The organism is Yinghuangia soli (assembly GCF_021502675.1).
GTDB classification, from domain to species: domain Bacteria; phylum Actinomycetota; class Actinomycetes; order Streptomycetales; family Streptomycetaceae; genus Yinghuangia; species Yinghuangia soli.
Genome location: NZ_JAKFHA010000002.1, coordinates 132,505 through 151,285, shown reverse-complemented (window position 1 = coordinate 151,285; position 18,781 = coordinate 132,505). Strand labels below are relative to the sequence as shown.

General features: G+C 72.5%; 13 protein-coding genes. 4 read left to right on the top strand and 9 right to left on the bottom strand.

The features are described from left to right. Positions 1-40: 40 nt before the first annotated feature. Genes LZ495_RS04805 through pdhA form a run of 3 tightly spaced genes read right to left on the bottom strand, consistent with a single transcriptional unit; the run spans position 41 to position 3,716 of the window. Positions 41-1,453 (bottom strand): dihydrolipoamide acetyltransferase family protein, encoded by a 1,413-nt coding sequence (locus LZ495_RS04805; RefSeq protein ID WP_235050650.1) that lies wholly within the window; start codon positions 1,451-1,453, stop codon positions 41-43. Positions 1,454-1,464: 11 nt separating this feature from the next. Further along, positions 1,465-2,433 carry an alpha-ketoacid dehydrogenase subunit beta gene (locus tag LZ495_RS04800; protein WP_372498533.1) on the bottom strand — a complete coding sequence of 323 codons (969 nt, stop codon included), beginning with the start codon at positions 2,431-2,433 and terminating at the stop codon, positions 1,465-1,467. A gap of 32 nt (positions 2,434-2,465) precedes the next feature. Next, positions 2,466-3,716, bottom strand: coding sequence for a pyruvate dehydrogenase (acetyl-transferring) E1 component subunit alpha (pdhA, locus tag LZ495_RS04795; RefSeq protein WP_235050648.1), 1,251 nt, complete (start codon positions 3,714-3,716; stop codon positions 2,466-2,468). 299 nt (positions 3,717-4,015) lie between these two features. On the opposite strand from pdhA, the gene LZ495_RS04790 reads away from it, so the two are divergent. Continuing rightward, entirely contained in the window at positions 4,016-4,678 is a 663-nt protein-coding gene (locus LZ495_RS04790; protein WP_235050647.1) for a response regulator, read from the top strand. A gap of 157 nt (positions 4,679-4,835) precedes the next feature. Here the strand turns inward: LZ495_RS04790 and LZ495_RS04785 are convergent, their stop codons facing one another. Beyond that, positions 4,836-6,575, bottom strand: coding sequence for a GAF domain-containing sensor histidine kinase (locus tag LZ495_RS04785; protein WP_235050646.1), 1,740 nt, complete (start codon positions 6,573-6,575; stop codon positions 4,836-4,838). A gap of 169 nt (positions 6,576-6,744) precedes the next feature. On the opposite strand from LZ495_RS04785, the gene LZ495_RS04780 reads away from it, so the two are divergent. Next, positions 6,745-7,179 carry a VOC family protein gene (locus LZ495_RS04780; RefSeq protein WP_235050645.1) on the top strand — a complete coding sequence of 145 codons (435 nt, stop codon included), beginning with the start codon at positions 6,745-6,747 and terminating at the stop codon, positions 7,177-7,179. 8 nt (positions 7,180-7,187) lie between these two features. Here the strand turns inward: LZ495_RS04780 and LZ495_RS04775 are convergent, their stop codons facing one another. The 5 genes from LZ495_RS04775 to hisC all read right to left on the bottom strand — a co-directional run bounded on the left by LZ495_RS04775 (position 7,188) and on the right by hisC (position 15,987). Continuing rightward, positions 7,188-8,222, bottom strand: coding sequence for a sigma-70 family RNA polymerase sigma factor (locus LZ495_RS04775; protein WP_235050644.1), 1,035 nt, complete (start codon positions 8,220-8,222; stop codon positions 7,188-7,190). 70 nt (positions 8,223-8,292) lie between these two features. Beyond that, entirely contained in the window at positions 8,293-11,844 is a 3,552-nt protein-coding gene (gene cydD, locus LZ495_RS04770; protein WP_235050643.1) for a thiol reductant ABC exporter subunit CydD, read from the bottom strand. Positions 11,845-12,052: 208 nt separating this feature from the next. Beyond that, the gene (cydB, locus tag LZ495_RS04765) at positions 12,053-13,069 is read right to left on the bottom strand and encodes a cytochrome d ubiquinol oxidase subunit II (protein WP_235050642.1); all 1,017 of its coding nucleotides are present in this window, start codon (positions 13,067-13,069) and stop codon (positions 12,053-12,055) included. A gap of 40 nt (positions 13,070-13,109) precedes the next feature. Then, complete coding sequence (locus tag LZ495_RS04760; protein WP_235050641.1) at positions 13,110-14,564, bottom strand: cytochrome ubiquinol oxidase subunit I; 1,455 nt, start codon at positions 14,562-14,564, stop codon at positions 13,110-13,112. Positions 14,565-14,895: 331 nt separating this feature from the next. After that, positions 14,896-15,987, bottom strand: a complete 1,092-nt coding sequence (gene hisC, locus LZ495_RS04755) for a histidinol-phosphate transaminase (RefSeq protein ID WP_235050640.1) — start codon at positions 15,985-15,987, stop codon at positions 14,896-14,898. A 256-nt stretch (positions 15,988-16,243) separates the two neighbouring features. Here hisC and LZ495_RS04750 point away from each other — a divergent pair, with 256 nt between their 5' ends. Both LZ495_RS04750 and LZ495_RS04745 read left to right on the top strand, forming a co-directional pair. After that, on the top strand, positions 16,244-17,311 hold the full coding sequence (locus tag LZ495_RS04750) for a LacI family DNA-binding transcriptional regulator (protein ID WP_235050639.1): 1,068 nt from the start codon (positions 16,244-16,246) through the stop codon (positions 17,309-17,311). 367 nt (positions 17,312-17,678) lie between these two features. Next, a complete protein-coding gene (locus tag LZ495_RS04745; protein ID WP_235050638.1) occupies positions 17,679-18,599 on the top strand; it encodes a metallophosphoesterase family protein in 921 nt (306 codons plus the stop codon). The last annotated feature ends 182 nt before the right edge of the window (positions 18,600-18,781 follow it).

Here is an 18,781-nt window from a genome sequence, read left to right as displayed (position 1 = left end):
CGGCGTGTGCTGCAGATGCGGCCGGGAGCCGCGCGGTGCGTCAGCCCCAGGCGATCAGCCGCTCCGGGAACTCCAGTGCGGACGCGGTGTCCGCGAGCACCTTCGAGCCCAGTTCGCCGTCCACCAGGCGGTGGTCGAACGACAGGGCCAGCGTGGTGACCTTGCGCGGCTTCACCTTGCCCTTGTGCACCCACGGCATGTCGCGGATGGCCCCCACCGCGAGGATCGCCGCCTCGCCCGGGTTGAGGATCGGCGTACCGCCGTCGATTCCGAAGACCCCGACGTTGGTGATGGTGATCGTGCCGCCGGACAGCTCCGCGGGCTGCGTCTTGCCGGCCCGGGCGGTCGCGGTGAGATCGCCCAGCGCACGGGCCAGACCGACCAGGCCGAGGCCGCCCGCGTCCTTGATGTTCGGCACGATCAGGCCACGCGGCGTGGCCGCCGCGATGCCCAGGTTCACCTGCTCCTTGTAGACGATCTCCTGGTTCGCCTCGTCCCAGGACGCGTTGACGTCCGGGTTGCGGCGCACCGCGCCCAGCAGCGCCTTCGCGACCAGCAGCAGCGGCGAGACCTTGACCTCGGCGAACTCCGGCAGCGCCCGCAGCTTGGCGACCAGCTTCACGGTCCGGGTGACGTCGACCTGCACCCACTCGGTGACGTGCGGCGCGGTGAACGCGCTGGCCACCATCGCCTGCGCGGTCGCCTTGCGGACCCCCTTGACCGGCACGCGCCGCTCGCCGCCCGCGAACGAGACGTCGCCCACCATGGCCGCGCCGCCGGCCGACGGAGCCGTCGCCAGGGTCAGCCCGGCCGCGGCGGCGTGCACGTCATCGCGCGTCACCACCCCGTTGGGACCGGTCGGGACGAGGCTCGCCAGGTCCACCCCGAGGTCCTTGGCGAGCTTGCGCACCGGCGGCTTGGCCAGCACCAGCACGCTGCCGGACGGCGGCGGTACGGGCGGCACCGGGGTGCGCACCGGCAGTGCCGCGGGTGCCGCGGCGGGGCTCGCCGGCCGGCCGGGGGCCGGGGACGAGGACGGGCCCGCGGGCTTGTTGCGCGGGCGGCGGTGCGCGCTGGTGGCGCGGACGCCGTACCCGACCAGGACCGCCTCGCGGCCCGCACCCGGGTTGTCGTCGCCGGCCTTCGAACCCGCGGCGGCCGCCGCGGGTTCGGCCGGCGCGGCCGGTGCCTCGGCGGCGGGCGCCTCGCCCTCGACCGCGACCCGGATGATCGGCGAGCCGACCGGCACGGTGTCGCCCTCGGCGGCCAGCAGTTCGGCCACCACCCCGTCGAAGGGGCAGGGCAGTTCGACGACCGCCTTGGCGGTCTCGACCTCGACGATCACCTGCCCGTCGGTCACTTTGTCGCCCACCGCGACCTGCCACGCCACGATGTCCGCCTCCAGGAGGCCTTCACCGACGTCGGGCATCACGAATTGCCTGATCTGCGCCATGTCGGTCTCCCTCACCAGGCCAGCGAGCGGTCGACGGCGTCGAGCACCCGGTCCAGGTCCGGCAGGTACTCCTCCTCGATCCGGGACGGCGGATAGGGCGAGTGGTAGCCGCCGACCCGCAGGACGGGGGCCTCCAGGTGGTAGAAGCAGCGCTCGGTGATGCGCGCCGCGATCTCCGAGCCCATGCCCAGGAAGGTGGGCGCCTCGTGCACCACGACCAGGCGTCCGGTGCGCTTGACCGACGCCTCGATGGTGTCGAAGTCGACCGGCGAGAGGGACCGCAGGTCGATGACCTCCAGATTGCGGCCGTCGTCGGCGGCGGCCGCGCCGGCCGCGTCCAGGCAGGTCTGCACCATCGGGCCGTACGCGACCAGCGTGCAGTCGGTGCCCTCGCGCACCACGCGGGCGCTGTGCAGCGGGTCGGGGGCCGCGGCCGGGTCGATCTCGGCCTTGGTCCAGTAGCGGCGCTTCGGCTCGAAGTAGACGACCGGGTCGTCGGACTTGATGGCCTGCTGGATCATCCAGTAGGCGTCCACCGGGTTCGACGGCGAGACCACGCGCAGACCTGCGGTGTGCGCGAAGTACGCCTCGGGCGACTCGCTGTGGTGCTCGACCGCGCCGATGCCGCCGCCGTACGGGATGCGGACGACGACGGGCATCTTCACGTGCCCGAGCGCCCGCGCGTGCATCTTGGCGAGCTGCGAGACGATCTGGTCGTACGCCGGGTACACGAAGCCGTCGAACTGGATCTCCACGACCGGCCGGTAGCCGGCCAGCGCGAGGCCGATCGCGGTGCCGACGATGCCGGACTCGGCGAGCGGCGTGTCGACGACGCGGTCCTCGCCGAAGTCCTTCTGCAGGCCGTCGGTGACCCGGAAGACGCCGCCGAGCTTGCCGACGTCCTCGCCCATGATCAGGGTCTTGGCGTCGTCCTCGAGAGCGCGCCGCAGGCCCGCGTTGATGGCCTGCGCCATCGTCATCTGGGTGGGCTTCCCGCCCGAAATACCGGCCATCAGTGCCCGCCCTCCTGGCCCTGGTCCTTGAAGGACGCGTGGTACGCGGTGAATTCGGCGCGCTCTTCGTCGACGAGCCGGTGCGGCTCGGCGTAGGCGTGCTCGAACATGAGGGTCGGGTCGGGGTCGGGCATGTTGCGGACCCCGTGCCGGACGCGCTTGGCGAGCTCGTCGCTCTCCGCCTCCAGGTCGGCGAAGAACTCCGCGTCGGCCAGGCCGTTCTTGTGCAGGTAGGCCTTGAGGCGCTCGATCGGGTCCTTGAGCTTCCACGCCTCCAGCTCGGCGGCGAGCCGGTAGCGGGTGGGGTCGTCCGAGGTGGTGTGCGCACCCATGCGGTAGGTGAACGCCTCGATCAGCATCGGGCCTTCGCCGCGGCGGGCGCGCTCCAGCGCGCCGCGCGTGACCGCGAGGCAGGCCAGCACGTCGTTGCCGTCGACGCGCACGCCGGGGAATCCGAATCCGGCCGCGCGCTGGTACAGCGGAACGCGCATCTGGCGTTCGGTGGGCTCGGAAATGGCCCATTGGTTGTTCTGGCAGAAGAACACGACCGGCGCATTGAAGACCGCGGCAAACGTGAACGCCTCGTTGACATCGCCCTGGCTGGAGGCGCCGTCACCGAAATAGGCCACCACCGCACCGTCCGTACCGGAACGCTGCTGCCCCATCGCATAACCGACCGCGTGCAAAGCCTGCGAGCCGATGACGATCGTGTAGAGGTGGAAGTTGTTGCTGTTCGGGTCCCACCCGCCGTGGTTGACGCCGCGGAACATGCCCAGCAGGTTCAGCGGGTCGACACCGCGGCACCAGGCGACGCCGTGCTCGCGGTACGTGGGGAACGCGTAGTCCGCGGCCCCCAGGGCACGGCCCGAGCCGACCTGCGCGGCTTCCTGGCCGAGCAGCGAGGCCCACAGGCCCAGCTCGCCCTGCCGCTGCAGCGCGGTGGCCTCGGCGTCGAAGCGGCGGACCAGGACGAGGTCGCGGTAGAGCCCGCGGTACTCGTCGTCGGTGAGGTCGATCGACCAGTCCGGGTGCTCCACTCGCTCACCCTCGGGGGTGAGGAGTTGGACCAGCCCCGGAGTCTGACTCGTGTCCAGATCCGGCCGTACCGGATCGGGGAGGCCGGCGCCCGTTGCGGGCCCTCCCACATGGTCCACTGCCACGTTCTCTCCTCGGTCTGTCCGGCCCGCGGGATCGCCGCGTTCCGAATCCGGCTTGCCGGGTCCGGTCGCCGCGCGGGGTGTGCGCGACATACCGGGCCACGACGTGGTGGCTGTACTCCTAGGATTTCCTAGGAATTCCCGGGTAAATCCGGGATGGCACCTGCGCACAGGCATGCAGTTCGGGATCACCCGAAGGCTGCACACGGGAACGTTACCCGGCAGTCAGCTCGGCAGATAGCGTCAACCGCCCCGAGAAGTCCTGCGCCGTTTGTCGGACGCCCACAACAACCGTCCCGCGCCACCCGTGCAGACCCCCGAACCCCCCTGTTCACGGGCCTGTCGGGGACCCGGTGCGGGCAAGTCGGACGTTCCCATGCGAATCTGTATAAGTGACTGACAATGGAACCATCCGGGTGTTTCTCCTCGACGACCACGAGGTGGTCCGTCGGGGCGTGTTCGAGCTCTTGTCCCTCGAGGACGACATCGAGGTCGTCGGCGAGGCCGGCACGGCCGCCGAGGCGCTGGTGCGGATCCCCGCCACCCGCCCCCAGGTCGCCGTCCTGGACGTCCGGCTGCCGGATGGCAGCGGGGTCGAGGTGTGCCGCGAGATCCGCTCCGCGCTGCCCGACGTGCGCTGCCTGATGCTCACCTCGTTCTCCGACGACGAGGCGCTGTTCGACGCGATCATGGCGGGCGCCTCCGGCTACGTCCTCAAGGACATCCGCGGCTCGGACCTGGTCGGCGCGGTGCGCGACGTGGCATCCGGCAAGTCGCTGCTCGACCCGGTGGCCACCGCCCGGGTCCTGGAGCGGCTGCGCGGCGGCGCCAAGGAGGACGACCGGCTCGCCGCGCTCAGCGAGCAGGAGCGCAAGATCCTCGACCTGATCGGCGAGGGCATGACCAACCGCCAGATCGGCGGCGAGCTGCACCTGGCCGAGAAGACCGTGAAGAACTACGTGTCGAGCCTGCTGGCCAAGCTGGGCATGGAGCGCCGCACGCAGGCGGCGGCATACGTGGCCCGCACCAAGGCCGAGCAGCACCACCACCAGTAAGTCCTGGCCAGTAAGACCCGGCCAGTAAGTCACGGCCGCCAGTAAGTCACGGCCGGGAGTACGCACGTGCCGGGCGCCGCACCGCGGTGCCCGGCACTTCTGCCGACCGGTGCTCCCTGGTCCCGGGCCTCGGGGCCGGAGCTTCCAGCTCGGGATCTCAGACCGGGGCGCGCCACACGATGCGGGCGCCCTTGCCGCTCGGGCCCGGGCCGTACTCCATGCTGCCGCCGAGGCCTTCCGCACGGCGGCGCATGTTGTCCAGGCCGCTGCGCCGGCCGCCCTCCGGGATGCCCTTGCCGTTGTCGGTCACGGTGAGCGCGGCGTCGTCCTCGACCACGAGCGCCACCTCGACGCGCGTGGCCTCGGCGTGCCGGGCGGTGTTGGAGAGCGACTCGCGCAGCGCGGCCAGCATGTTGTCGGCCACCTCTTCCGGGATTCGCGAGTCGACCGGCCCGACGAACGTCACCGACGGCTCGTACCCCAGCGTGGTGGACGCCGACGAGGCCTCCCGCAGCAGCCTGGCGCGCACCCCGGGACCGGCGTCCTCCGGCCCCTGCTGCAGCGCGAAGATGGTGCTGCGCACCTCGCGGATGGTCGCGTCCAGCTCGTCCACGGCCTGATTCACGCGCCGGATCACCTCGGGCACCTGGGCCAGCCGGGCCGCGCCCTGCAGCATCATCCCGGTCGCGAAAAGCCGCTGCACGACCAGGTCGTGCAGGTCGCGCGCGATCCGGTCGCGGTCCTCGTAGACCGCGAGCCGCGACCGGTCGCGCTGCGCGCCGGCCAGCATCAGCGCGATCGCGGCCTGCCCCGCGAAAGCCTGGAACATCGCCTGCTCGGTGTCGGTGAAGGGCACCGCCCCGATGCTGCGGTCCAGTTCCAGGGCGCCGAGCACACGGTCGCCCGCGGCCAGGGGGACGAACAGCCCGGGGCCGAACGCCCGGGACTGCTCGAGCATCACGCGCGGGTCGGTGCTCATGTCCGCGATGAACATGCTGTGCCCCGCATCGATCGCCAAGGCCAGCGGCGACCCCTGCGGGATCACCGTGCCGCCCAGCGACGACTTGTCCTCGCCGTCGGTGATCTCGACGAGGTACGAACCGCCCGGCTGCGGCAGGTATATGGCCGCGAAGTCCGCCTCGGCGAGCGCCCGCGCCCGCTTGGCGACGACCTGCAGCGCCTCGTCCGGATCCTCGGTGCTCAGCAGGGTCGTGGTGATGTCCATCGAGCCCTGGATCCACTCTTCGCGCTCGCGGGCCTGGGCGTAGAGCCGGGCGTTCTCGATCGCTACGCCGGCCGCCGCCGCGAGCGCGCGCACGACCTGCTTGTCCTCGGTGGTGAAGCCGGGACGGCCGCGCTTCTCGGTGAGGTAGAGGTTGCCGAACACCTCGTCGCGCAGCCGGATCGGGACGCCCAGGAACGAGTGCATCGGCGGGTGGTCGGCCGGGAAGCCGTACGACGCCGGATGCAGCGTGAGGTCGTCCAGCTTCAGCGGCTCGGGGTCGTCGATCAGCAGCCCGAGGATGCCGCGGCCGTGCGGCAGATCGCCGATCCGGGCGGCCTGCTCCTCGTCGAGGCCGACCGTGATGAAGTCGACGAGGTGCCGGTCAGCGCCCTCCGGGCCGAGCACGCCGATCGCGCCGTAGCGGGCGTCGACCAGGTCGACGGCCTCCTCGACGATCCGGTGCAGCGTGGCGTGCAGGTCGAGGTCGGCGCCGACCGAGACCACGGCTTCCAGCAGGCCCTGCAGCTTGTCGCCGGTCGCCGCCGCGCTCTGCAGGCGCTCGACGACCTCGGCGACCAGGTCGTCGAGGCCGAGCGCGGCGAGCTCGGGCAGCCGGCTGGCGTCGCCGGGGGTGCCCGCTTGCGCACGGCCGGGATCGGATGCGTCCAGCATGGTCATGACATTACGGCCATTTGATCGCTTTTCTCCGGACAACACGAAGGGACCGCTGATCGTCAGTGGGTGGGCCGGACGGCTCGATTCGAAATTCTGTTCGAAATCGACGGCGTGGCGCGGTCCGCAATCCGGGCTTCGGCAGGGGGTCCGCGGGTAGCGTCGCGGCATGGCTTACGAGTTCCAGGTCGCCGTCGATGCCGCCGATCCGCACACCCTCGCCGACTGGTGGGCCGAGACGCTGGGGTGGGAGGTGGAGCCCAGTGACGAGGCGATGATCCGCGGCCTGGTCGCGGCCGGGCATGCGAGCGAGGACGACACCAAGACGCACAACGGCGTCCTGGTGTGGAAGCTCGGCCAGGCGATCCGGCACCCCGAGGGACTGGCCCGCGCACCGCGCGTGCTGTTCCAGACGGTGCCCGAGGCCAAGACCGTCAAGAACCGCATGCACCTCGACGTGCGCGTCGGGGCGGACGACATCGAGAAGGTCGCCGAGCAGCTGATCGAACGCGGCGCGACCTTCTCGCACCGCGGGCGGGTCGGCCCGTCGTCGTGGGTGACGCTGCTCGACCCCGAGGGCAACGAGTTCTGCGTGTCGGCGTAGCCGCGCCGTCAGCTGCACACGGCCCCGTCCGGGGTGCCGGGGGCCAGTCGGCCGGGCATGCCGAAGAGCGGGAACAGCCGCTCGGTGTCCCGGAAGACGGTGATGCCGGTGATCCGGCCGCCGGCCGTCTCGACCACATGGAGGCCCCAGGCGGCGTGGCCGCCGTCCGGCGCCGGCCGGTACTGGGCGAACGCGGGCACGCCGTTGGCCGCCGTCGGGATCAGCCGCGAGTCGCGGCAGCCCACGGCGGGCCCGGTCAGCCAGGCCCGGATGTCCGCAGGGCCGCGCATCCAGGTGGCGTACGGCGGCAGCGACATCGTGGCGTCGACGTGCAGCAGCATGGCCAGCGCCTCCATGTCGTAGCGGGCGAACGCGTCGGCGTACCGGGTGGCGAGGGCCTGCTGCACGTCGTCCCCGGCTGCGGTGGAGGCCTCGTGCGGCGGACCGTGGTGCGCGGCAAGCGTCGTACGGGCCCGCTGGAGGACGCTGTTCACCGCTGCAACGCTGGTGCCCTGCAGGTCGGCGACCTCGCGGGCGGAGAAGCCGAGCACCTCGCGCAGCAGCAGGACCGACCGCTGCGTCGACGGCAGGTATTGCAGTGCGGCGATGAAGGCCAGGTGCACGGACTCCCGCGCGGCGACGACAGCGGCGGGATCGCCCGCCGCGCCCAGGTGCCCGTCCGCGGCCGCGGAACCGGTGCCGGAGCCGTTGCCGGGGAACGGGCCGACGAGCAGCGCGTCGTCCCACGGCTCGCCCGGGCCGGTGGCGCCGCTGACCGGCGACGCCAGGTCCACCGGTCGTGCCCGGCGCCGGCCGGCCTCCAGTGCGTCGAAGCAGACGTTGGTGGCGATCCGGTAGAGCCACGTACGTACGCCGGACCTGCCCTCGAAGCGGTCGGCGGCCCGCCATGCGCGCAGGAGCGTCTCCTGCACCGCGTCCTCGGCCTCGAACGGGGAGCCCAGCATGCGGTAGCAGTAGCCGGTCAGTTCACCGCGGTACGCGGCGATCTCGCCCCACGGTGCCGGCGGCTCGCTGCTCGGCATGAGGTGTCCTTTCGGAATCCGGTCGGCCTGCGGACGATTGTCCGGGAGGCGGTCTGCGGTGCGCCGCGCTTCAGGATCCTTCGAGCACCCGGTCCGCGGCCGCCTCGCGTTCGCGCAGGTCGCGGAACGGGCCTTCGGATGCCATGAGTTCCGGCCAGGTGCCGCGCTGCACGATGCGGCCCCGGTCGAGCACGACGATCTCGTCGACCGCGTCCAGGCCGGCCAGCCGGTGGGTGATCAGGACCGTGGTGCGGTGCTCGGTCGCGGCCAGCAGGTCCGCGGTCAGGGCGTCGGCCGTCGGCAGGTCGAGGTGCTCGGCGGGCTCGTCGAGCACGAGGATGTCGAAGTCGGCGAGCAGCGCGCGGGCGAGGGCCAGGCGTTGGCGCTGCCCGCCGGACATGCGGGCGCCGTGCTCCCCGACCATCGTGTCCAGGCCCCGCGGGAGGCTGTCGACCCAGTCGAGGAGGCGGGCCCGGGCGAGGGCGTCGCGCAGGGCGGCGTCGTCGCAGCCGGGGCGGGCGAGGCGCAGGTTCTCGCGCACCGAACTGTCGAAGACGTGCGCGTCCTGGGCGCAGAGGCCGATGACGCGGCGTACGTCGTCGCCGTCGAGGTCGGCGAGTTCGGCCGACGTGCCGGGCGTACCGGGAGTGCCCGGGGCGGTGGCGAGGCGGATGCTGCCGTCCGCGGGGTCGAGGAAGCGCAGCAGGACCTGGGCGAGTGTGGTCTTGCCCGAGCCGCTGGGGCCGACGACCGCGATGCGGCGTCCGGGGGCCAGGTCGAGGTCGACGCCGTCGAGGGCGAGGGGCGCTGCGGGCGTCCAACGGGCTTTCAGGGCACGGACGCCGAGGGTGTGCGGGCCGGGCGGTACGGGCTGCGGGGCGGCCGGTTCGCGGACCGGGGCCGGGGCGTCGACGACCTCGAAGACCCGGGCCGCGGCGCGGCGCGACGATTCCAGATGGCGGCCCGCGGATGGCAGGACCGCGGTGGCCTCGAACGCGGCGAGCGGCGTGAGGACGACGAGCGCGAGCAGGACGCCGTCCAGGCGCCCCGCGGCGACCGCGGCGACACCGACTGCCGTGCAGCCCCACACTGTTGCACCGGCGGCGAGCGCGGCCAGGCCGGATCCGAGCCCGGCGCCCTGGGCCTGCCGGGCCTCGGTGCGGCGCAGCCGGTCGTCGACGGCGTCGACCGCGGCCAGGCGGGCGGGGGCGGCACCGGCGGCGATGAGTTCGGGGGCGCCGCGCAGGAGTTCGGCGATGCCGGTGGAGAGGTCGCCGCGGACCGCGGCGACGCGGCGTTCCGCGCGCCGGGCGAACCGGGCCGCGATCCACGGGACGAGGACCCCGGCCGCGAGCAGTCCGGCGGCGAGCACCGCGCCGGCCTCGGGGAGGAACGCGCCGGTGACGCCGACCGCGGCGAGGCCGACCGCGGCGGCGACGGCGGCGGGCAGGAGGGCGCGCAGGAAGAAGTCCTGGACGGCGTCCACGTCGGCGACCAGGCGGGAGAGCAGGTCGCCGCGGCGGAAGGCGGGCAGGCCGGCGGGCGCGAGGCGTTCGAGCCGCTCGTACACGCGGACCCGCAGGTCGGCGAGGATCCGGAACGCGGCGTCGTGCGAGACGAGGCGCTCGGCGTAGCGGAAGACGGCACGGGAGATGCCGAACGCGCGGACCGAGGTGACCGCGACCATGAGCGTGAGCACAGGCGGGTGCTGCGAGGCGCGCGAGATCAGCCAGGCGGAAGTGGCCATGAGGCCGACCGAGCTGCCGAGGGCGATCGCGCCGAGGAGCACGGCGAGCGCGAGACGCGAGCGGACGGGACGGGCGAGGCGGAGGAGGCGGCGGAGGGTGCCGCCGGATGCGTCGCGGGGATCGGGGGCGGAGTCTTGGGTCGTGGGGCCGTCGACCGGAGCAACTTCGGCACCGGCGGTCCGATTGTCGGACCGGCTTTGCGGATGACCGGCGCGCGCAGGCTCGGCAACGACCACCGGTCCGGCCAAGTGCACGACCTGGTCCGCCACCGCCACCAGCGCCGGCCGGTGCGCGACCAGCAGCACCGTCCTGCCCTGCGCGAGCGTGCGGACCGCGTCCACGACCGCCGCCTCGCTCTCGCCGTCCAGGTTCGCGGTCGGCTCGTCGAGCAGCAGGACGGGCCGGTCGGCCAGGAACGCGCGCGCCAGCGCCAGCCGCTGCCGCTGCCCCGCCGACAGACCCGCGCCGTCCTCCCCCAGGACCGTGTCCAGGCCGCCCGCGGCCGCCACGAACTCCTCGGCGTGCGCGGACCGCAGCGCCTCGCGCAGGCGCGCGTCGTCCGCCGCCGGGTCGGCCAGCCGCAGGTTGTCCGCGACCGTCCCCGCGAACAGGTACGGCCGCTGCGGCACCCAGGCGATCTGCGCGCGCCACGCCTCCGCGTCGAACTCGCCGAGCTCGGCGCCGTCCACGGTAATGCGTCCCGCATCCGGACGCACGAACCCGAGCAGCGCCGCCAGCACCGTCGACTTGCCCGCCCCGCTGGGCCCGACCAAAGCCGTCGTCTCTCCCGGCCGCAGCACCAGCGACGCACCGGACACCGACGGCGTGCTGCGGTCGGCATGCCGGACCACCAGGTCCTCGACCCGCACGACCGCCCGCCCCGCGGCCGGCGGCGGAAGCGTCCCGCCCGGCACGCCCGGCTCCTGTTCCACGACCGCGAACACGCGTTCCGCGGCCGTGAGTCCCTCGACGCTCGCGTGGTACTCCGCGCCCACCTGGCGCAGCGGGAGGTAGGCCTCCGGCGCGAGGATCAGCACCACCAGGGCGGTGTACAGGTCCAAGTCGCCGTCCACGAGGCGCAGTCCGACGCCGACCGCGACCAGCGCCACCGAGATGGTGGCCAGCAGTTCAAGGGCGAAGGACGACAGGAACGCGACCCGCAGGGTCTTGAGCGTCGCCTTGCGGTAGTCGTCCGTGATGGTGCGGATCGACTTGGCCTGCGCCTTGGCGCGGCCGAAGACCTTGAGGGTCGGCAGCCCGGCCACCACGTCGAGAAAGTGCCCGGCGAGGCGGGCGAGCACGTCCCACTGCCGGTCCATGTACTTCTGCGTGGCCATGCCGATCAGCGCCATGAACAGCGGGATCAGCGGCAGCGTGACCACGATCGTGGCCGCCGAGATCCAGTCGCCGGTGACGATGCGGGCAAGCACGGCGACCGGCACCACCACGGCCAGCACCAACTGCGGCAGGTAGCGCGCGAAGTAGCCGTCCAGCGCATCGATTCCGCGGGTGGCCAGGGTGGTCAGCTCGCCGCTGCGGGCCCCGGTGAGCCAGGCCGGGCCGAGCCGCATGACGTGCGCGAGCAGCTTGCGCCGCAGCTGGGACTTGACCGCCGCGGACGTGCGGTGCGCGGCGACCTCGGTGAGCCAGGCGATCAGCGCCCGGCCGGCCGCGACGAGGGCCAGCCCGACGAGTGGCGTCCGCAGGTCGGCGAGCGACTTGCCGTCCTCGAACGCCCCGACGATCAAGGTGGCGAGCAGCCCGGCCTGCAAGATGACCAGCCCGGCGCCGGCCACCCCCAGGACGACCGTGAGGGCGAGGAATCCCCGGGTGGCTCGGGCGTGGCGGAGCAGGCGCGGGTCTACAGGCTTCATGGCTCTTCTCGATCCCCCACAGTGCGATCCCCCGCCGTGCGATCCCCCGGTGCGGTACCTGGTGCAGTGCCGGGGGGGGCCGGGGGGGGGGGGGGGGGGGGCCGGCGGCCCCCCCGGGGGGGCCCGCCCGCGGGCCCCCCCCCCGGTACCTGGTGCAGTGCCGGCGGCCGCCAGGGCTCGGCGTGAGCCCCGGCGGCCGCCCGGTCGGTCAGCCGGCGCCGTGCGGCACCGTGGTCGGGATGTTCTTGGTGCCGATGCGCTTGCGGAACACCCAGTAGGTCCAGCCCTGGTAGCAGAGCACGACCGGGGTCATGATCACCGCCACGCAGGTCATGATCTTGAGGGTGTACGGCGACGACGCCGCGTTGGTGGTGGTCAGGTTGTACGCGGAGTCGATGCTCGACGGCATGACATTCGGGAACAGCGTCAGGAAGAGCATCGCGACCGCCGCGACGATCGTCACGCCGGACAGCACGAACGCCCATCCCTCGCGGCCCACCCGGTTCGCCCCGAGCGCGGCGACCAGCGCCGCCACCGCGACGATCATCGCGGCGAGGCTCTTGCCGTTGCCGGTGTCGGCCTGCGTCCAGACCAGGAAGACGAGCGCCAGCACGGCGGTGGCCAGCCCGAGCTTGAAGGCCAGCGCATTGGCCCGCACCCGGATGTCGCCGACCGTCTTGAGGCCGACGAACACCGCGCCGTGGAAGGTGAACAGCACGAGCGTGACCAGGCCGCCGAGCAGCGCGTACGGGTTGAGCAGGTCGAACAGGTTGCCGACGTACTCCTTCTGGGAGTCGATCTTGACGCCGCGCACGATGTTCGCGAACGCCACGCCCCACAGGAAGGCCGGGACCAGCGAGCCCCAGAAGATGGCCTGCTCCCAATTGCGCTTCCAGGCGTCGTCGTTCCGCTTGGCGCGGTATTCGAACGCCACGCCGCGCAGGATGAGCGCCACCAGGATGAGCAGCAGCGGCAGGTAGAAGCCGCTGAAGAGGGTCGCGTACCACTCCGGGAACGCCGCGAAAGTCGCGCCGCCCGCGGTCAGCAGCCACACCTCGTTGCCGTCCCAGACGGGGCCGATGGTGTTGATGAGCACGCGGCGTTCGGTCTCGTTCCGGGCCAGCACCTTGGTGAGGATGCCGACCCCGAAGTCGAAGCCCTCGAGGAAGAAGTATCCGATCCACAAGACGGCGATCAGGATGAACCAGACGGTGGTGAGTTCCATCGCGGAAGTCCTTCGGTTCCTTCGGTTCCGTGTCGGCCGGTCAGTACGCGAACGCCAGCGGGCGGTCGGCGTCGTCGTCGCTGCCGGAGGTGCCGTCCGGGCCGTCGGGGCCCTCGGGACCGCGCGGCTTCTCCTTCTCGATCTCCGGCGGACCGGCGATCACGTAGCGGCGCAGCAGCCCGAACTCGACGACCGCGAGCACGCCGTACAAGAGGGTGAAGACGATGAGCGAGGTGAGCACCTCGCCCGCCGAGACGCTGGGCGAGACCGCGGCCTCGGTCTTGAGGACGCCGAACACCACCCACGGCTGGCGGCCCATCTCGGTGAAGATCCAGCCGAAGGAGTTGCCCAGCAGCGGGAAGGCGATGGTCCACAGGCCGATCCGCCAGATCCACTTGTTGGTGGGCAGCTCGCGCTTCTTGCGGGTCAGCCACAGGCCGATGGCGCCGACCGCGAACGACGTCATGCCGAAGCCGATCATGAAGCGGAACGTCCAGTACGTCACCGGGATGTTGGGCCGGTAGTCGCCCGGGCCGTACTTCTCCTGCATCTCGCGCTGTATGTCGTTGATGCCCGGCAGCTCGGCATTGGGGTCGCTCTTGGCCAGGAAGGACAGTGCGCCCGGGATCTCGATGGCGACCTTGTTGTGGCCCTCGTTGACGTCGCCGATCGCGAAGAGCGAGAACGGCGCCGGCTTCGAGGTCTCCCACAGGGCCTCGGCGGAGGCCATCTTCATGGGCTGCTGCTCGTACATGATCTTGCCCTGGAAGTCGCCGGTGATGGCGACGCCCAGCCCGGCGACGACCGCGACCCACAGGCCGAGCCGCAGCGAGGGCCGGAAGACCTCGACCTCGTTGCGCTTGCGCAGGTGCCAGCAGCTGATGCCGATCAGGAACGCCCCGGCGGTCAGGAAGGCCGCGGTGATGACGTGGGCGAACGCGCTGACCGCGGTGTTCTGGGTGAGCACCGCCATGAAGTCGGTGAGCTCGGCGCGGCCGGTCTCGGGGTTCAGCTTGTAGCCGGTCGGGTGCTGCATCCACGAGTTGGCGGCGAGGATGAAGTACGCGGAGAGCATGGTGCCGATCGCCGCGGCCCAGATGGCCCCGAGGTGGAGCTTCTTCGGCAGCTTCTCCCAGCCGAAGATCCACAGGCCCAGGAAGGTCGACTCCAGGAAGAACGCGACCAGCGCCTCGATGGCCAGCGGGGCGCCGAAGACGTCGCCGACGAAGCGCGAGTAGTCGGACCAGTTCATGCCGAACTGGAACTCCTGCACGATGCCGGTGACGAGGCCCATCGCGAAGTTGATGAGGAAGAGCTTCCCCCAGAACTTGGTGGCCCTGAGGTAGTGCTCCTTCCCGGTCCGGTACCACGCGGTCTGGAGGCACGCGACGAGCGTGGACAGGCCGATCGTCAGCGGGACGAACAGGAAGTGGTAGACGGTCGTGATGCCGAACTGCCAGCGGGCGATGTCGAGCGGATCGAGGGCGAGGTCCACGGACGACCTCCTCCGAAAGAGTCGTTCTGGGCGGTATGCATGGTGGTCTGTTGTGCTTACTGCTGTTTGATCACGATGCACGCCGTTTTGCCGGGGCTCAGGCACGCCACGCCGCGGGTGCGATACCCGGATGAACGGGTACGGACGGACCCACGGCAGGGCAGCACGACTTTGTGCATGCATTCACAAAGTTGCGCTTGTGCATCCGTTCACAAACCCTAGCGAGGGCTTCCCGGGGCAATGCACCGGGGGTCGGTACGCGGCCTTTGGGCCTTGCGTACCGACCCCCGGGAGGTCGTGCTGCGGTGCTTCGGCGGTGCCTCCGCGCGGCTCAGACCAGGCCCGCGGCGACCTCCAGGAACAGGTCGTTCGCTTCCTTCTCGCCGATCGTGACGCGCACGCCCTCGCCGGCGAACGGCCGGACCGTCACGCCCGCCGCGGCGCACGCCTCGGCGAACTCCAGAGTCCGCGCACCCAGCCGCAGCCACACGAAGTTGGCCTGCGTGTCGGGCACCGTCCAGCCCTGCGCGGTCAGCGCGCCGGCCACCCGGGTGCGCTCGCCGACCAGCGCCTCGACACGCTCGAGCAGGGCGTCCTCGGCGCGCAGCGAGGCGACCGCGGCGTCCTGCGCGAGCTGGCTGACCCCGAACGGCACCGCGGTCTTGCGCAGCGCCTCGGCCACCGGCTCGTGCGCGATGGCGAAGCCGACCCGCAGGCCGGCCAGGCCGTACGCCTTGGAGAAGGTGCGCAGCACGGCGACGTTCGGCCGGTCCCGGTACAGCTCGACGCCGTCCGGGATCTCCTCGTCCCGCACGAACTCCTTGTACGCCTCGTCCAGGACCACCAGTACGTCGGACGGCACCCGGTCCAGGAACCGGACCAGCGCGTCGCGGCGCACCGCGGTGCCGGTGGGGTTGTTCGGGTTGCACACGAAGATCAGCCGGGTCCGGTCGGTGACCGCGGCGGCCATCGCGTCCAGGTCGTGGCTCTCGTCCGGCAGCAGCGGCACCTGCACCGAGGTGGCCCCGGAGATCTGCGTGATGATCGGGTACGCCTCGAAGGACCGCCACGCGTACACGACCTCGTCGCCGGGGCCCGCGGTGGCCTGCAGCAGCGACTGCGCGACGCCGACCGAGCCGGTGCCGGTGGCGATGTGCTCCTGGGGCACGCCGAAGCGCTCCGCGAGCTCCGCGGTGAGCGCCGAACAGGCCATGTCCGGGTAGCGGTTGAAGCTGCCCGCGGCGGCGGTGACCTGCTCCAGCACGCCGGGCAGCGGCGGGTACGGGTTCTCGTTCGAGGAGAGCTTGTACGACGGCGCCCCCGACCCGGCCGCGGCGGGCTTGCCGGGCTTGTAGGCGGGCAGGGTGTCGAGCACACCGCGCAGCCGGGGCCCGGTGCGGCCGGCGTTGTCGTGCGTGGTCACCGTCGTCCTCCAGAAGTTGCGGTTCGTCCCCCGCGCTCACCTTACGTTTCCGCGCAAGGGGGCGGTCCGCCGGGCGACGCCGGGCCGCCCGGGCCCGGGCGGCCGCCGGAGCCGGTGCCTCCGGAGTCGGTGTATAGGGCATCGTTCACCCATCTTCAGGGCGTCTTCAGGACCAGGTATGCGGAGAATGGTTTCTTCGCAAAAGGAAGACCATGCCCGGCACTCCGCGACCCCCGCAGCCCTACTGTCGAAGGCGATGACTGTTGACCAGGGGGTCCCCGGGCGTCGGCCCGCACGCGTCGGCATTCGCGACGTGGCCGCGGCGGCCGGGGTGTCCATCACGACCGTTTCCGATGCGCTCAACGGCAAGGGGCGCCTCCCGGACACCACCCGCGTGCACGTGCGCGAGGTCGCCGACCGGCTGGGCTACCGCCCGTCCGCCGCGGCCCGCACGCTGCGCACCGGGCGCTCCGGGCTCATCGGGCTGACCACCACCAACCACGCCGCCGAGCCGTTCGCGCTCAGCGAGTACGGCTGGTTCACCGAGCTGGTCCGGGCCGCCACCGGCGCCGCGCTGGACCGCGGCTACGCCCTGGTGGTGCTGCCCACTTCCTCGCGGCACGACGTGTGGAGCAACGTCGCGCTGGACGGCACCATCGTCGTGGACCCGGCCGAGGACGACCCGATGGTCCGCGAACTGCTGCGGCGCGGCGTGCCGGTGGTCACCGGCGGCCACCCCGGCGACAGCACCGTGCACGGGTGGGTGGACATCGACCACGCGCTCGCCATGGAGACCGTGCTCGACCACCTCGCCGAGGGCGGCGCGCGGCGCATCGCGCTGCTGGCCGCCGAGGAGGGGACCTACTCGCGGCGCTGCGTCGAGGCGTACCAGGAGTGGTGTGCGGCGCAGGAGCGGGCTCCGCTGGTCGAGTCGTACCCGGTCGGCGCCCCGGGTGCGGCCGGTGCCGCGGCCGCGCGCCTGCTCGACCGCGCACCCGGCGATCGCCCCGACGCGGTCTACGGGCTGCACGAGGGCGGCGGCGCCGAACTGCTGGCCGCAGCCCGGTCGCGCGGGCTGCGGGTGCCCGAGGACCTGCTGATCGCCTGCTGCGGCGAAGACTCCCCGCACACGGCGGCCGCCGAGCCGGCCCTGACCACGCTGAGCCTGCAGCCGCGCGTCGCGGGCAGCAGCGCGGTCGAGCTGCTGGTCGGGGTGATCGAGGACGACGCGGCCCGCCCCGGCCCGCGGATCCCGGCGCAGCGCACGGTGCCCATCCGGCTGTCCGTGCGGGCCTCGACACGCCGTGGCGGCAGCGGCTCCTGACGGTTTGTCCGACGATCCGCCCGGCACCGCGCGGGCGGTCCGCCGGATGCCGCGCGCCCGGCCGCAACCCTGCCGCGGGCCCGCGCCGGACGGGTTCCCCACGCACTTTCGCGCGGTGCTACCCGGTCCCGCCGCGGTCCGCGCGCACTGTTCCGGATGCGCGGCACGGATCACGTCACTGTGCCGTACCGTTCCCCGATTCGCCCGCGCAAGATACGGTCGCCGCACGGCGTCCGCACCGGACCGGATTCGTACCCCGACCACCGCAGCCGTTCGGCCCCGCAGTGCGTCATGCTTCATGACAGGCGTCACCCCCCACTGGCGGCCGTCGGCCGGTACGGGGGCGGCAGAAGAAAGGAATCGTCTCGTGAGCATCGCCTCGGGAGCGCCGGGCACCGTCGGCGCGGTCGACGTCGAGGACGCGCCGCTGTACGTGGTGGGCGACGTGCACGGCCACCTCGACCGCCTCGAGGCGGCCCTGCGCGACCAGGGCCTCATCGACGACGAGGGCGCCTGGACCGGCGGCGCCGCGCGGCTGTGGTTCCTGGGCGACTTCACCGACCGCGGCCCGGACGGCATCGGCGTCGTGGAGCTGGCGATGCGGCTGGCCGAGGAGGCCGCCGAGGTCGGCGGCAGTGCCCGCATGCTGCTCGGCAACCACGAGATCCTGCTGCTCGGGGTGTACTTCTTCGGCGACCATCCGGTCCCGGTGGCGGGCGGCGCCACCACCTTCCGGGAGATCTGGCTGCGCAACGGCGGCCTGCAGTGGGACCTCGACCGGTTCACCCACGCGCAGGCGCAGTGGCTGGCCTCCCAGCCGGTCGCCGCGGTGGTCGACGGCTACCTGCTGATCCACTCGGACAGCAACGCGTACCTGGAGTACGGCAGCACCATCGAGGACATCGACGCCGAGGTCGCCGACCTCCTGCGCGACCCCGAACCGCTGCCCTGCTGGGACCTGTTCCGCAACCTGACCCGGCGCGGCGCGTTCATGGGCGACTCCGGCGCGGACGCCGCCGCCGACCTGCTCGGCGAGCTGGGCGGCCGGCACATCGTGCACGGCCACACCCCGATCCCGTACCAGACCGGCGAGGACCCGGCGACGATCTCCGGACCGCGCGTCTACGCCGAGGGCCAGGTCATCAACCTGGACGGCGGCATCTACCTCGGCGGCCCGTGCCTGGTCGCGCGACTGCCGTTGCAGGAGCGGCGCACGGTGGTCAGCGGGGCGGACGACGAGACGCTCGCCATGGTCTACGACATCGACGACGACCCCGCTTACGGCTGACCGCCGAAATCCGCCCGACAAGAGGGAATTCCCCGGCGCAAATCCCCCCAACTGCCCTCTACCATCGGGTTATCCGCACCGCCGCTGCCGGGCAGCGAGGCGGGCGCACGATCGACCCGAGCCGGTCGTACCGGTCTCCGACGCGTCGCCACCTGGAACCCGGGGGTTCGGCGGAACGGGGG